The sequence below is a fragment of the Bradyrhizobium viridifuturi genome (assembly GCF_001238275.1).
In the GTDB taxonomy this organism is placed as follows: Bacteria; Pseudomonadota; Alphaproteobacteria; order Rhizobiales; family Xanthobacteraceae; genus Bradyrhizobium; species Bradyrhizobium viridifuturi.
The window spans coordinates 34,883-48,896 of record NZ_LGTB01000012.1; the positions used below are offsets into that span (position 1 = coordinate 34,883).

Annotated in this window: 12 protein-coding genes and 2 pseudogenes; 10 read left to right on the top strand and 4 right to left on the bottom strand. The window is 65.3% G+C overall.

Annotated features, from left to right (window positions below; genetic code table 11):
- The first annotated feature begins 9 nt into the window (after window positions 1-9).
- Window positions 10-1,014 (top strand): inorganic phosphate transporter, encoded by a 1,005-nt coding sequence (locus tag ALC15_RS12765; RefSeq protein WP_050627523.1) that lies wholly within the window; start codon window positions 10-12, stop codon window positions 1,012-1,014.
- 59 nt (window positions 1,015-1,073) lie between these two features.
- Here ALC15_RS12765 and sugE read toward each other — a convergent pair whose 3' ends face one another.
- Complete coding sequence (gene sugE / locus ALC15_RS12770) at window positions 1,074-1,388, bottom strand: quaternary ammonium compound efflux SMR transporter SugE (RefSeq protein WP_050627524.1); 315 nt, start codon at window positions 1,386-1,388, stop codon at window positions 1,074-1,076.
- A 153-nt stretch (window positions 1,389-1,541) separates the two neighbouring features.
- Between sugE and ALC15_RS12775 the strand changes: the two are divergent.
- The 9 genes and pseudogenes from ALC15_RS12775 (at window position 1,542) to ALC15_RS12815 (ending at window position 11,491) form a co-directional block, all read left to right on the top strand.
- A pseudogene (locus ALC15_RS12775) lies at window positions 1,542-3,160 on the top strand (peptide chain release factor 3).
- Window positions 3,161-3,529: 369 nt separating this feature from the next.
- Entirely contained in the window at window positions 3,530-4,141 is a 612-nt protein-coding gene (locus tag ALC15_RS12780; protein WP_050627525.1) for a hypothetical protein, read from the top strand.
- A gap of 79 nt (window positions 4,142-4,220) precedes the next feature.
- The gene (locus ALC15_RS12785; RefSeq protein WP_050627526.1) at window positions 4,221-4,805 is read left to right on the top strand and encodes an NnrU family protein; all 585 of its coding nucleotides are present in this window, start codon (window positions 4,221-4,223) and stop codon (window positions 4,803-4,805) included.
- Window positions 4,806-4,807: 2 nt separating this feature from the next.
- Window positions 4,808-5,629, top strand: coding sequence for a 3-methyl-2-oxobutanoate hydroxymethyltransferase (gene panB / locus ALC15_RS12790; RefSeq protein WP_050627527.1), 822 nt, complete (start codon window positions 4,808-4,810; stop codon window positions 5,627-5,629).
- Between the two features lie 10 nt (window positions 5,630-5,639).
- The gene (locus tag ALC15_RS12795; protein WP_050627528.1) at window positions 5,640-7,238 is read left to right on the top strand and encodes a class I adenylate-forming enzyme family protein; all 1,599 of its coding nucleotides are present in this window, start codon (window positions 5,640-5,642) and stop codon (window positions 7,236-7,238) included.
- 157 nt (window positions 7,239-7,395) lie between these two features.
- Entirely contained in the window at window positions 7,396-8,052 is a 657-nt protein-coding gene (locus ALC15_RS12800; protein ID WP_050627529.1) for a tetratricopeptide repeat protein, read from the top strand.
- Between the two features lie 37 nt (window positions 8,053-8,089).
- Window positions 8,090-8,646 (top strand): annotated as a pseudogene (locus tag ALC15_RS12805) (hypothetical protein).
- A gap of 153 nt (window positions 8,647-8,799) precedes the next feature.
- Window positions 8,800-10,182 (top strand): ribosome biogenesis GTPase Der, encoded by a 1,383-nt coding sequence (gene der / locus ALC15_RS12810; protein ID WP_050627530.1) that lies wholly within the window; start codon window positions 8,800-8,802, stop codon window positions 10,180-10,182.
- Between the two features lie 40 nt (window positions 10,183-10,222).
- Complete coding sequence (locus ALC15_RS12815; protein ID WP_050627531.1) at window positions 10,223-11,491, top strand: TCR/Tet family MFS transporter; 1,269 nt, start codon at window positions 10,223-10,225, stop codon at window positions 11,489-11,491.
- Between the two features lie 17 nt (window positions 11,492-11,508).
- Here ALC15_RS12815 and ALC15_RS12820 read toward each other — a convergent pair whose 3' ends face one another.
- The 3 genes from ALC15_RS12820 to ALC15_RS12830 all read right to left on the bottom strand — a co-directional run bounded on the left by ALC15_RS12820 (window position 11,509) and on the right by ALC15_RS12830 (window position 13,926).
- Entirely contained in the window at window positions 11,509-11,946 is a 438-nt protein-coding gene (locus ALC15_RS12820; protein WP_050627532.1) for a DUF2721 domain-containing protein, read from the bottom strand.
- Window positions 11,947-11,973: 27 nt separating this feature from the next.
- Entirely contained in the window at window positions 11,974-13,428 is a 1,455-nt protein-coding gene (locus ALC15_RS12825) for a DUF1254 domain-containing protein (RefSeq protein ID WP_050627533.1), read from the bottom strand.
- 105 nt (window positions 13,429-13,533) lie between these two features.
- Window positions 13,534-13,926: a YybH family protein gene (locus ALC15_RS12830; RefSeq protein WP_050627534.1), complete on the bottom strand. Its 393-nt coding sequence runs from the start codon at window positions 13,924-13,926 to the stop codon at window positions 13,534-13,536.
- Window positions 13,927-14,014 lie beyond the last annotated feature (88 nt).

Consider the following 14,014-nt stretch of genomic DNA (forward strand, 5'->3'; position numbering starts at 1 on the left):
GGCCATCTCGTGGACGCCACGCTGGGTCTTCCGGTCCTGACCATCCTGATCGCGGTCGCGCTGCTGTTCGACTTCCTGAACGGCCTGCACGACGCCGCCAACTCGATCGCGACCATCGTCTCGACCCGGGTGCTGCGGCCGCAATACGCGGTGTTCTGGGCGGCCTTTTTCAACTTCGTCGCGTTCGCGGTGTTCGGCCTTCACGTCGCCAACACGATCGGCACCGGGATCATCGACCCTGCGGTGGTGGACGCGACGGTGATCTTCGCCGCGCTGGTCGGCGCGATCGTCTGGAACGTGATCACCTGGGCGCTGGGCATTCCGTCGTCGAGCTCGCACGCGCTGATCGGCGGCCTGGTCGGTGCCGGCATGGCCAAGGCAGGCCTTTCGGCCGCGGTGTGGAGCGGGCTCACCAAGACCTTGCTCGCGATCGTGCTGTCGCCGCTGGTCGGCTTTCTGCTGGCGCTGGTGCTGGTTGCGATCGTGTCCTGGCTGTCGGTGCGCTCGACGCCGTTCGCGGTCGATCGCGCCTTCCGGATCCTGCAATTCGCCTCGGCCTCGCTCTATTCGCTCGGCCATGGCGGCAATGACGCGCAGAAGACCATGGGCATCATCGCCGTGCTGCTGTACTCGCAGGGCCATCTCGGCGACACCTTCGAGATTCCGTTCTGGGTCGTGCTGGCCTGCCAGAGCGCGATGGCGCTGGGCACCCTGATGGGCGGCTGGCGGATCGTCCGCACCATGGGGCTGCGGATCACCAAGCTGACGCCGATGCAGGGGTTCTGCGCCGAGACCGGCGGCGCCGCGACGCTGTTCATCGCGACCTATCTCGGGGTTCCGGTGTCGACCACCCACACCATCACCGGCGCCATCGTCGGCGTCGGCGCCGCACGGCGGCTCTCCGCCGTGCGCTGGAACGTGGCGAGTTCGATCGTCTACGCCTGGGTGATCACGATCCCGGCGTCGGCGGCGGTCGCCGCCGCAACCTATTGGATCGTGCAGATATTGAAGTAGCGTTTTCGAGCGAAGTGAAAGCCGGTTCGCGTCAAAGGAAACGCGTCCAAAATGCGTGATTAACCGACCAGCTTCAGCCCGACGATGCCGGACACGATCAGCCCGATGCTGGCAAGCCGCATCGCGGTCGCGGGTTCGCCGAGCAGGATGATGCCGAGCGCCGCGGTGCCGACCGCGCCGATCCCGGTCCAGACCGCATAGGCGGTTCCAATCGGCAGCGTCTTCAGCGCAAGGCCGAGCAGGATGATGCTGCCGGCCATTGCGGCGAGCGTCAGGACCGACGGCACCAGCCGCGAGAACCCCTCGGTATATTTCAGCCCGATCGCCCAGCCGATCTCGAGCAGGCCTGCGATGAACAGAATGGCCCAAGCCATGACGAACCCTCCGGATAAGGCAGGGTCGTCCCCGCAGATGGGATGGTGAGGAGAAGGTCGTCCTTCCCGTGCCTATATGGGAATGGTGCGGCCACGCCGCATTGCGACAAAACGCCCTTGATTGCGCCCGTTTTCCCTGCCAAATGCCCCGCCATGTCCGATACCGCTGCAACCACCGAATCGCCGTCCCGCTCGCCGCTATCAGAGGAAGTGGCGCGACGGCGCACCTTTGCGATCATCTCGCACCCAGACGCCGGCAAGACCACGCTGACGGAAAAGCTGCTGCTGTTCGGCGGCGCCATCAACCTCGCGGGTCAGGTCAAGGCCAAGGGCGAGCGGCGCAACACGCGCTCGGACTGGATGAAGATCGAGCGCGAGCGCGGCATCTCGGTCGTCACCTCGGTGATGACCTTCGAGTTCAACGACCTCGTGTTCAACTTGCTGGACACGCCGGGTCACGAGGACTTTTCGGAAGACACCTATCGCACGCTGACTGCGGTCGACTCCGCGGTCATGGTGATCGACGCCGCCAAGGGCATCGAGGCGCGCACGCGAAAGCTGTTCGAGGTGTGCCGGCTGCGCGACATCCCGATCATCACCTTCATCAACAAGATGGACCGCGAGAGCCGCGACACCTTCGAGCTCCTCGACGAGATCGAGAAGACGCTGGCGCTCGACACCACGCCGATGACCTGGCCGGTCGGCCGCGGCCGCGACTTCCTCGGCACCTATGACGTCGTCAATGGCGGCGTGCGGCTGCTCGAGGGCGGCGGCGCCAAGACCGGCGCCACCGAGCAGATCGACATCGCCGATCTCGGCAAGCGCAACCCCAATCTCGACGTCGCCGAGGTCAAGGACGAGCTCGCGCTGGCGTCCGAAGCCTGCAAGCCGTTCGAGCTCGGCGCGTTCCGCGAGGGCCATCTGACGCCGGTCTATTTCGGCAGCGCGCTACGCAATTTCGGCGTCGGCGATCTGCTCGAAGGTCTCGGCAAGTTCGCGCCGGCACCGCGCGCGCAGGATTCCGATCTGCGCAAGGTCGAGGCGGCGGAGCCACGCATGAGCGCGTTCGTGTTCAAGATCCAGGCCAACATGGATCCGAACCACCGCGACCGCATCGCGTTCGCCCGGCTGTGCTCGGGCAAGCTCAGCCGCGGCATGAAGGCCAAGCTGGTGCGCACCGGCAAGAACATGAGCCTGTCGAGCCCGCAATTCTTCTTCGCGCAGGACCGCTCGGTGGCGGACGAGGCCTTTGCCGGCGACGTCGTCGGCATTCCCAATCACGGCACTCTGCGGATCGGCGACACGCTCACCGAGGGTGAGGATCTGACCTTCGTCGGCGTGCCGAGCTTCGCGCCGGAAATCGTCCGCCGCGTTCGCCTCACCGATGCGATGAAGGCGAAGAAGCTGAAGGAAGCCTTGCAGCAGATGTCGGAGGAGGGCGTCGTGCAGGTGTTCCGCCCGCGTGACGGTGCGCCGGCGCTGGTCGGCGTGGTCGGCCCGCTGCAGCTCGACGTGCTGAAGGCACGGCTCGATGCGGAATACTCGCTGCCGGTTGAGTTCGAGGTCTCCGAATTCTCGCTGGCGCGCTGGATCTCGTCCGACGACCGCAAGGCGCTCGACGCTTTCATCTCCGCCAACAATTCCGGCATCGCGACGACGTCGACGGCGATCCGGTGTTCATGGCCAAGAACGAGTTCTATCTCGGCTACACCCGCGAGCGCGCCGAGGGCATCACCTTCTCCAACGTCAAGGACGTGAAGAAGAAGGCGTAAGGCCCAGTACTCGGTGTCGTCCCGGCGAAAGCCGGGACCCATAACCACCGATGGTCATTGTTGCACGATGGTGGAACGACGAGTCCCTTCAACAGCATCGGCCGCGGCGTATGGGTCCCGGCCTTCGCCGGGACGACGCGTGGAAAAGAGCAGTACACTATCCACTCGTCGCCCCGGCTCGACCGGGGGATCCAGTACGCCGCGGCTCCTCCGTGATTCACAACCGTCTCTGGAATACTGCATCGCCCGGTCGAGCCGGGCTATGACAGTTGTGGTTGCGGCGCGCGCGCAAGGAATTGAACGCCAGCCCGCTTGCTCCGGTCCGGCCACGGTACCATGTTCCCCGGAGCGCAATCCGGGTCCGTCTGCATGCTCCGACGCGTCGCCATCTGTCTCGCTTATGCCGTGCTGGCCTTTGCGCTCGCAGGCGCCGCCTCGGCGCAGCAGCGCCAGCAGACTGACCCGGCGCCGTTCGCACACACGCCTTGCAGCGTGCTCGACGAAGGGCCTTGCATCCCGTCCTATTGCAGCGTGTTCAATCACGGGCCGTGCTTTCCCGAGATGGATTATCCGTACGGCGAAAATCTCCAGCTCACGATCCTGACCGTGCCGCCCGAGGGGCAGGCCGAGAAGTACCGCAAGCCCGATCATGATCTCAATACCATCGGCGACCTCTTTGCCGCGCTGCGCGCCTGCTGGGCGCCGCCGCCACCAGACGACGCGCGCGCGGGCATGCAGATGTCGGTGCGCTTCAGCTTCAAGCGATCAGGCGAAATGATCGGCGCGCCGCGCCTGACGTTTTCGACGCGGGGCGTCCCGGCCGATACCCGCACCGCCTACCTCAACGCGATCAACGCCTCGCTCGGCGCCTGCCTGCCGCTGAAATTCACCGGCGGGCTCGGCGGAGCGCTCGCCGGCCGGCCGATCATGATCCGCTATGTCGACAACCGCGAACTGGGCAAGCCGACCGGTAATCCATGATCCGCACCCCGGCGTGACGCATTGCCACCCGCCCGGCGAAGATGTTACGCGAAGGCACTAACAATCAGGGAGGAACATCGTGGGACTGCTCGTCATGATCCTGGGTCTCGTGCTGTTCCTCGGCATCCACGTGTTGACCAGCCTGCGCGAGATGCGCGCCGGGATCGTCAAAACGATGGGCGAGGGGGCCTACAAGGGCGTCTATTCGCTGGTGTCGTTCGCTGGCCTTGCGTTGATCATCTGGGGCTTCGGGCACTACCGTGCGACCGGCTGGATCGATGTCTGGACGCCGCCGACCGCGTTCAAGCACATCACGGTGGCGCTGATGCTGCCCGCCGTCATCCTCGTCGTCGCCTCCTATATCCGCGGCCGCATCTACACCACGCTGAAGCATCCGATGCTGGCGGGCGTGAAGCTGTGGGCGTTCGCGCATCTGCTCGCCAATGGCGATCTCGGCTCGATCATCCTGTTCGGCTCGTTTCTCGGCTGGGCGGTCTATGACCGCATCTCGCTGAAGCGCCGCGCGGATGCCGGCGCGCCGCCGATCCCGGTGGGCGGCCCAACCAACGACCTGATCGCGATCGCGGTCGGGGTCATCGCATATCTGGCGCTGGCGTTTGCGTTCCACCCGGTCGTGATCGGCGTGCCTGTCATGGGAGCCTGACTATGTCTGTTCAATCCGCCATCAAGCGCAAGACCGCGCCGGATCTGCGCGCCCGCAAGAATGGCGAACCGATCGTGATGCTGACCTCGTATCACGCACACACCGCGGCGCTGGTCGACCGCCACTGCGATGCCATCCTGGTCGGCGACTCCCTTGGCAACGTCATGCACGGCTTCGAGACCACCGTGCCGGTCACGCTCGACATGATGATCCTGCAGGGCCGCGCGGTGATGCGCGGCTCGCAGGCCGCGCTTGTTGTCGTGGATATGCCGTTCGGCTCCTATGAGGGCTCGAAGGAGCAGGCGTTCCAGTCCGCGGTGCGGATCATGAAGGAAACGCTGTGCGGCGCGGTCAAGCTCGAGGGCGGTGCGCGGATGGCGGAGACGGTGGCGTTCCTGTCGGAGCGCGGCATTCCCGTGATGGGGCATATCGGCCTGACGCCGCAGTCGATCAACACGCTCGGCTCGTTCCGCGCGCAGGGCCGCGAGGAGGAGACCTGGGCTCCGATCGAGAACGACGCCAAGGCAATCGCGGAGGCCGGCGCCTTCTCGATCGTGGTCGAGGCGGTCGCCGAGCCGCTGGCGCGCAAGATCACGCAATCGATCGCCGTGCCGACGATCGGCATCGGCGCAAGTGCTGCCTGCGACGGCCAGGTGCTGGTGCTGGAGGACATGCTCGGCCTGTCGCCGCGCGCGCCGAAATTCGTCCGCCGCTACGGCAATCTCGGACCGGCGATCGAGGAAGCGATCGCGGGCTATGCGCGCGACGTCAAGAGCCGTGCCTTCCCGGGGCCGGAGCATGTCTACGGAATGAAGAAGAGCTGACGAGGCACGCATGGACTGGTCGCAACACGCACTGCCGCCGATGCGGCTCGAGCCAAGGTTCGGCGACCGCGTCGTGCCGGCATTCGCCGAGCGGCCGGCCAGCCTGTGGGCGATGATCGCGGACGCGGTCGCAGCGAATGGCGACGGCGAAGCGCTGGTCTGCGGCGGGACGCGCCTATCCTGGCGTGAGGTCGCCGAGCAATCGGCGAAGGTCGCGGCAGGCTTTTCAAAACTCGGCCTGGCACCCGGCGACCGCGTCGCGATCCTGCTCGGCAACCGCATCGAGTTCGTGCTGACGATGTTCGCCGCCGCCCATGCCGGGCTGGTGACGGTGCTGCTCTCGACGCGTCAGCAGAAGCCCGAGATCGCCTATGTGCTGAACGATTGCGGCGCGAAGTGTCTGGTCCATGAGGCCACGCTCAGCGATCGCATTCCTGACGCCGCCGATATTCCGGGCCTTGCGCATCGCATCCCGGTCAGCGACGACGGCGCGTCGCAGTTCGCTCGTCTGCGCGACAATGCAAGGGCGCAAGCGCCGGCTGAGGTGAGAGAAGAGGACACCGCGATGATCCTCTACACCTCGGGCACTACGGGCCGGCCGAAGGGCGCGATGCTCGCCCATTGCAACATCATCCATTCCTCGATGGTGTTCGCATCCTGTCTCAGGCTGACGAAAGCCGATCGCTCGATCGCCGCGGTGCCACTCGCGCATGTCACCGGTGCGGTCGCCAACGTCACCACCATGGCGCGCTGCGCCGGCGCGCTGATCATCATGCCGGAGTTCAAGGCGGCGGAGTATCTGAAGGTCGCGGCACGCGAGCGCGTCAGCTACACGGTGATGGTGCCGGCGATGTACAATCTCTGCCTAATGCAGCCGGATTTCGACAGCTACGATCTGTCGAGCTGGCGCATTGGCGGCTTCGGCGGCGCGCCGATGCCGGTTGCGACCATCGAAAAGCTCGACGCCAAGATTCCCGGGCTGAAGCTCGCCAATTGCTACGGCGCGACCGAGACCACATCGCCCTCGACCCTGATGCCGGGCGAACTGACCGCCGCCCATATCGACAGCGTCGGCCTGCCGTGTCCCGGCGCCGAGATCGTCGTGATGGGCGCCGAGGGCCGCGAGGTGCTGCGTGGCGAAATCGGCGAGCTGTGGATCCGCAGCGCCTCCGTGATCAAGGGCTACTGGAACAATCCGAAGGCGACCGCGGAGAGCTTCACCGCAGGCTTCTGGCATTCCGGCGATCTCGGCTCGGTCGATGCCGACAATTTCGTCCGCGTGTTCGATCGCCAGAAGGACATGATCAACCGCGGCGGGCTGAAGATCTATTCCGCCGAGGTCGAGTCCGTGTTGGCGGGCCATCCGGCCGTGGTCGAGAGCGCGATCATCGCAAAGCCCTGTCCGGTGCTCGGCGAACGCGTCCACGCCGTGATCGTGACGCGCGCTGAGGTGAATGCCGAGAGCCTGCGCGCCTGGTGCGCCGAGCGCCTGTCCGACTACAAGGTGCCGGAGACGATGGCGCTGACCTCACAGCCGTTGCCACGCAACGCCAACGGCAAGGTGATCAAGCGCCAGCTCAGGGAGAGCCTGACTGCGGCCGGAGCGTGAACCGGGGCAGGGCAAACTTCCCCCGTTAACGCTTTGATCCGCCTCGCTTTGCCTTGCCTCCGCCACACCGTTAGGGTAACGCCGCCGCGATGTGGGGATCGGGGAGGGGCCAGGCTCCACCGAGATTCGCGGTCCCGAGGGGATGGGATAGCTTTAAGTGTCTGAATTATTTGACGAAGTAGACGAGGAAGTCCGTCGCGATCAGCTCAAGAAGCTGTGGGACAAGTACTCGATCTTTATCATCGCGCTGGCGGTCCTGGTGGTCGCCGGCGTCGGTGGCTGGCGCGGCTACCAATATCTCGAGGCCAAGAAGGCCGCCGAGGCCGGTGCGGCGTTCGACCGCGCCGTCGAGCTGTCGGACCAGAACAAGCATGCCGAGGCCGAGGCCGCCTTTGCCGATTTGATCGCCAAGGCGCCGTCCGGTTACCGCAACCTTGCGCGGCTGCGCATGGCTGCCGAGGTCGCGACCCGCGATCAGCCGGCCGCCGCGAAGCTCTATGACGAGATTGCAGCCGACCGCAGCGTCGGCGGTCCCGACCAGGACCTGGCACGGATCCGTGCCGCGCAGCTCGTGATGGACACCACGACCTATCCGAACATGCAGCAACGGCTCGAGGCGATGGCAACGTCGAAGGACTCGACGTTCCGCCATTCCGCGCGCGAGTTGCTGGCGCTGTCGGCCTGGCACGCCAACGATGCCACCGCCGCGCGGCAGTGGCTGGACCAGATTGCCAATGACGGCGAGACGCCGCCGAGCCTGCGTTCGCGCGCCGAAGCGCTGCAGGCCTTGTTGCCGCCAGTTGCGAAAAGCTGAGCTGGCGCGAAACCCGAGTTTGAGTGAGAGATCGACTATGCGCCGCTCGCAACGCCTGATCGCAGCCGCAGTTCTGACCGCGCTTTGCAGCGCGTTGGCGGGCTGCGGCGGTGGCGGCATGGCCAATTTCGATCCGAGCGATCTGCTCGACTTCCTCGACACCAAGAAGAAGCTGGCCGGCGACCGCAAGCCGGTCTTCCCCGAAGCGTGCCCGGCCTCGAGCAGGGCGTGCCGAAGGAATTGTACAAGGGCTCGCAGCAGGAGCAGCTCGACCAGCAGAACGCCGCGGCAGCCGCCGCTGCCCAGCCGGCTCCGCCGCCGGAGCCGCCGAAGGGCGCCAAGAAGCACACCAAGCGGGCCGCGCCGGCAGCGGATCAGGCGGCTGCTCCCGACGCCGCCGCGCCGGAAGAGGGCGCGCCCGCTGCGCTGCCGCCAGAGCCGAAGCCGAAGAAGATCGTCCGTCGCCGCACCACTGCGCCGCCCGCCGACGACCAGCAGGCGCAGCCTGCGGCCCCGGCCCAGCAGACCCAGACCACGCAGCAATCCGGCGGCGCGTTCCCCGCGCCGCTACCGAGCGGCGGATTTAGCCGCTAAATCATGATCCGGAAAAGTGCGAAGCGGTTTTCCGAAAAGATCATGCTAAAACAAGAATCTGGAGCGCGATGACGGTTCAACCCAACCTCGTTGCGCGTTAGGCTTCTCTCTCAATTCATTGACGCGCGCCGCGCCGCGGCGTCTGGATCATCCATGTCTTTCACCATCGCCATCATCGGCCGGCCCAATGTCGGAAAGTCGACGCTGTTCAACCGGCTGGTCGGCCAGAAGCTCGCGCTGGTCGATGACGAGCCCGGCGTGACGCGCGACCGCCGCGAGGGCCAGGCCAAGCTCTACGACCTCGACTTCACCATCATCGACACCGCGGGGCTCGACGAGGGCGCCAAGGGTTCGCTGACGGCGCGGATGCAGGAGCAGACCGAAACCGCGATCGAGCTTGCCGACGCGCTGATGTTCGTGATCGACGCCCGCGTCGGCCTGACCCCGACCGATCGTGCCTTCGCCGACTTCGCCCGCAAGGCCAACAAGCCGGTGGTGCTGGTCGCCAACAAGGCCGAGGGCAAGCATGGCGAGATCGGCGCGATGGAATCCTACGCGCTCGGACTCGGCGATCCCGTGCAGATCTCGGCCGAGCATGGCGAGGGCATGGGCGACCTGCACGAGGCGCTGAGCGCGCTGGTGCCGGAGACATCGGAGCAAGACGACGAGGTCGAGGACGACGAGGATATTTCGGAGGAGGAGGCCGCGCAGCGCCCGATCCGCGTCGCCATCGTCGGCCGGCCCAATGCCGGCAAATCGACGCTGATCAATCATCTGCTCGGCGAGGAGCGGCTGCTGACCAGCCCCGAGGCCGGCACCACGCGCGATTCCATCGCGGTCGAGATCACCTGGCAGGGCCGCCAGTTCCGGGTGTTCGACACCGCCGGCCTGCGCCGCCGCTCGCGGATCGAGGAGAAGCTGGAAAAGCTTTCGGTTGCCGACGCCTTGCGCGCGGTGCGCTTTGCCGAAGTCGTCGTCATGATGATGGACGCGCAGAACAAGTTCGAGGAACAGGACCTGCGCATCGCCGACCTGGTCGAGCGCGAGGGCCGGGCCATCGTGCTCGCGGTCAACAAATGGGACCTGGTCGAGCGCAAGCCCAACCAGATCTCGCAGCTGCGCATCGATGCCGACCACTGGCTGCCGCAGGTCAAGGGCGCGCCGATCGTTGCCGTCTCCGGCCTGATGGGCGAGGGCATCGACCGCCTGATGACGGCGATCCAGGAGGCCTATGCGGTCTGGAACCGGCGCCTGCCGACCTCGGCGCTCAATCGCTGGTTCGAACAGGCGATCCAGGCCAACCCGCCGCCGGCGGTGTCGGGCCGCCGGTTGAAGCTGAACTACATCACGCAGGTGAAGGCGCGCCCGCCGAGCTTCGTGCTGTTCTGCTCGCGTGCGGATGCGATCCCGCGATCTTATCTGCGCTACCTCATCAACTCGCTGCGCGAGACCTTCGATCTGCCAGGCACGCCCATTCGTATTACGCTCCGGGAAAAGGCCAATCCGTTCGCCCACAAGCGCAAGCGGCCGTCGTGAGCGGACATAGCGTTTTCGAGCGAAGTGGGTCCCGGTTCGCGTGAAGAAAACGCGTCAAAACGAGAATCATACAGCGGCGAGTGACACGGCTGCCGCAGCCCCGGCGCGCAGCGGCGCGGTGGTCTTCATCTTCATCACTCTGCTGCTCGACATGCTGGCGCTCGGGATCATCGTCCCGATCCTGCCGAAACTGATCGAAGGCTTCGTCAGCAACGACACCGCGAGCGCGGCGCGCATCTTCGGCGTGTTCGGCTCGATCTGGGCGTTGATGCAGTTCGTCTGCTCGCCGATCCTTGGCGCATTGTCGGATCGCTTCGGCCGCCGGCCGGTGGTGCTGCTGTCGAATTTTGGCCTCGCCGCCGACTATGTGTTGATGGCGCTGGCGCCGAACCTGATCTGGCTGTTCATCGGGCGGGCGATCTCGGGCATCACCTCGTCGAGCATCTCGACCGTATTCGCCTACATCGCCGACGTCACTGCACCGGAGCAGCGTGCCGCGATGTTCGGCAAGATCGGCGTCGCGTTCGGTGCGGGCTTCATCATGGGGCCGGCGCTGGGCGGCCTGCTCGGCGAGATCGATCCGCGGCTGCCGTTCTGGGCAGCGGCGGGCCTGAGCTTCGTCAACGGGCTCTACGGCCTGTTCATCCTGCCGGAATCGCTGCCGCCGGAGCGGCGTGCGCCATTCAAATGGAAAAGCGCCAATCCGATCGGCGCGCTGCAATTCCTGCGTTCGAACTCGACGCTGGCCGGCCTGTCGCTGGCGACGTTCTTCGGCCAGCTCGCGCATGTCGTGCTGCCCTCGGTGTTCGTGCTTTATGCCACCTATCGCTATGGCTGGGACACCGGCACCGTCGGTGCGACGCTGGCGCTGGTCGGCCTCTGCGGCATGGTCGTGCAGGGCGCGGCGATCGGCCCGATCGTACGGCGTCTCGGCGAGCGCAACGCGCTGTTCCTCGGCCTCGTCTGCGGCGCCTTGGGCTTTGCGATCTTCGGCGCGGCGCCATCAGGCCAGCTGTTCTGGATCGGCATTCCCGTGATGGCGCTGTGGGGCATCTCGGGCGCTGCGACGCAGGCGCTGACGACGCAAATCGTCGCCGCCGACCAGCAGGGCCAGCTGCAGGGCGCGACCTCGAGCGTGCAAAGCATGTCGGAATTGCTCGGCCCGTTCCTGTTCACGCTGACGTTCGCCTATTTCATCGGCGACAACGCGCCGCTCAAGCTGCCCGGCGCGCCGTTCTATCTGGCCGGCGCGCTGCTGCTGCTCGCACTCGCGATCGCCGCGCGCGCGACGGCGGCGAAGGATTCGTAACTGCGCGGGCCGCGGCTCTAGCGATCGAGCGTGTACTCGTGCACGGAAAGCCAGGTCTCACGGACAAGATTGACCAACGCCGCCATGAAGAAGCCGAGAGCGACGATAAAGAGTACGGCTACACCAAATTCGTGCCGGAGCCGGTAATATGCGCTGACGAACGCCACGATCACGAGCAGGCAGGTCAGTATTGCGCTCACCGCGGAGAACACGATCGCCCGGTTGAGCAATTCGGCGCGACGCCTCAGCTGGGGCATGTCCCGCTTCGACCCGATCTTTTCAGCGCTGCTGTCCGCGATTGCAGTGAGCGCCTGGATCCGGTCGCTCACCCGGTTCATGCGGGCGATCAGCAGCGAGACGAACCCGGCAACAGCTCCGAGCAGGAACGAAGGAGCAGTGACCTGGACGATCACCTGCGATAATTGTTCGACGGACGGAGTGTCGGGATACAGCATCGGGCCCACCTCCGTCCATCGACCGGGTCAACGCGACACTTCCTTCATGCGTGTCACCTTGCGTGCCGGAGGCGGTTTCCAGCTCCCGTTGATGATCGACGGCGCCTTCTCGTTCGGCCAGTACATCCGCAACATCAGGATGAACTTGCCCGCAGGGGCGGGAAGCCAGTTGCTCTCCTTGTCAGGACCCGGACTATCCTTCTGGATGTAGAGATCGATCGAACCATCCGGGTTGGGTTTGAGGTTCTGGCGGGCGCTGATCGACTGGCGGTTGATCGGATTGGCGACGAAGAAGTAGTTCTCGTCATACATCGTCAGCGACCAGAAGCCTGCGACCGGAGGAAGTTGTCCCTTCGGAAAATGCATGACGTATTTGTTGCTGCCGAGATAGTCCTGGTCGTCGACGTCCTTCTGCGATGTCGGATAGCACGCATCCTGAATGCGATTGGCACCAAGTCCGATCGCAGTGACAAAGGCACGGTTGAAATAGTTGGTGCCATAGATGCCGGCTTCGCTGTCGAAAGCCCAGCCGTTCACGTTCCGGATCGCCTTGTTGACCTTGAACTGCAACATGATCCGGTCGAATGCCACCTGCGGGACGCGCTTGGCGAACGCGACATCGAATTTGCGCGGATCAAAATCCTGGCCCGGGACAAGACCGATCTTCGCGAACCTGGCGACCTCGGATGCATCGGCGGCCGCGGGCGGATTGCGCTTCATCAGTTGCGCGAGCAGGGTGAAATAGGCCGCGGCATCCAGACGGTTGACCTGCTCGCGAACCGCCGTCTTCATGTCGATCGACGCATCGACCTTGCCTGGCGGGGGTGTATACGATTTGCCGTAAGCGCTGAGGGGCACGAGCTTGAACTCGTCCTGCGCGGCGTGCACGGCTGCATAATCCTCCGGCGTACCGGTGCAGTAGATGCGGCCCAGGATCCAGACCATGCTCGTCGGCGATTTGTACTCCTTGACCCCCGCGGGAAGTGCTCCCTTCCAGCCCGGTCCGGTGATCGCGTAGGTCTGCGCCCTGGTGCCGGTCGTGCGCTTGCCCGGCACCTGGAACACGTTGGTCCAACCATCCAGCATCGGAAAAAGGAAGTAGCGGTCCTTCATGTCCGGCATGCTGAGGACCCAAGGCTCGTCGCCCACGTCGATCCAGGCCGTCGTGTAGAGGGTATCGGCGTTAGGCGCGGTGACGTCCCTGAAGCTGGCATCGGGGTATTTGCGGAGCTTGACGAATTGCCCCATCGGCCCCCGCGTGCCTTCCACGGCGGCGACGTTCGTCATGACCCGGCGGGTCATTTCCATCGTCACCAGCGGATAGCCGTAGACATAGGCATCCTGGGCGAGCCAGAAATCGTCGCCGCCCTCCCATGCCCGGACCACCGGACCATCGAAATCGGCGCGTGCCACCCGCGAAAGCGCGAGCGGCGAGGCTGCGGCGCTGAGCAGTGCAAGCATTTGACGACGGCTGATCGACATGGCGAACCCTCCTGGCCTCCTTGGACGATAGGGGGACGAGTTCCACCGCTCTTGATCTGTATCAATGCGTCTTGTCGCGACCTCGTCGAGGTCGGCTTCTCTCCTCTAGTCCGTCGCCGGCACCGAATGATGCTCGTGCGTGATGCGCCAACTGCCGCCAACCTTGCGCAATCCGATCGTCAGTCGGAACTGGAACGTGGCGTCGGGCGGGCCGCACCGCATCACCATCACCGCGAACGCCACGTCGTCGCCGGCGGTGATCGCGATCTCCTCGATATTGAAGGCGTGGGAGGGGCGGTAGCACGTGTAGAACAGGTCCCACGTCTTCCGGTACTCGTCCAAACCGCGCGACTGTAACGGCGGCGGCACGTCGAACATCACGATGTCCTGATCGTGATGGGCGAGAACGCCGGGATAGTCCTGTCGGCGGACGGCGTCGGCCCAGGCGTCGATCAGTGACCTGATTTCGGCTTCCGCCGTCTGTTTCTGCTGTGTCATCGGTCGGGGTTTCCAAATTTGTTTTCGATGCTTCGAGGACGAATGCGGCTGCGCCCGTCCGACACAGGCCGACCGGCCGCCTCGATGA

Excerpts from the sequence above, each read along its gene's own strand:
- sugE (WP_050627524.1), bottom strand. The coding sequence starts at position 1,388 with ATGGCTTGGGCCATTCTGTTCATCGCAGGCCTGCTCGAGATCGGCTGG.
- ALC15_RS12780 (WP_050627525.1), top strand. The coding sequence starts at position 3,530 with ATGCTCCGACGCGTCGCCATCTGTCTCGCTTATGCCGTGCTGGCCTTT.
- panB (WP_050627527.1), top strand. The coding sequence starts at position 4,808 with ATGTCTGTTCAATCCGCCATCAAGCGCAAGACCGCGCCGGATCTGCGC.
- ALC15_RS12795 (WP_050627528.1), top strand. The coding sequence starts at position 5,640 with ATGGACTGGTCGCAACACGCACTGCCGCCGATGCGGCTCGAGCCAAGG.
- der (WP_050627530.1), top strand. The coding sequence starts at position 8,800 with ATGTCTTTCACCATCGCCATCATCGGCCGGCCCAATGTCGGAAAGTCG.
- ALC15_RS12820 (WP_050627532.1), bottom strand. The coding sequence starts at position 11,946 with ATGCTGTATCCCGACACTCCGTCCGTCGAACAATTATCGCAGGTGATC.
- ALC15_RS12825 (WP_050627533.1), bottom strand. The coding sequence starts at position 13,428 with ATGTCGATCAGCCGTCGTCAAATGCTTGCACTGCTCAGCGCCGCAGCC.
- ALC15_RS12830 (WP_050627534.1), bottom strand. The coding sequence starts at position 13,926 with ATGACACAGCAGAAACAGACGGCGGAAGCCGAAATCAGGTCACTGATC.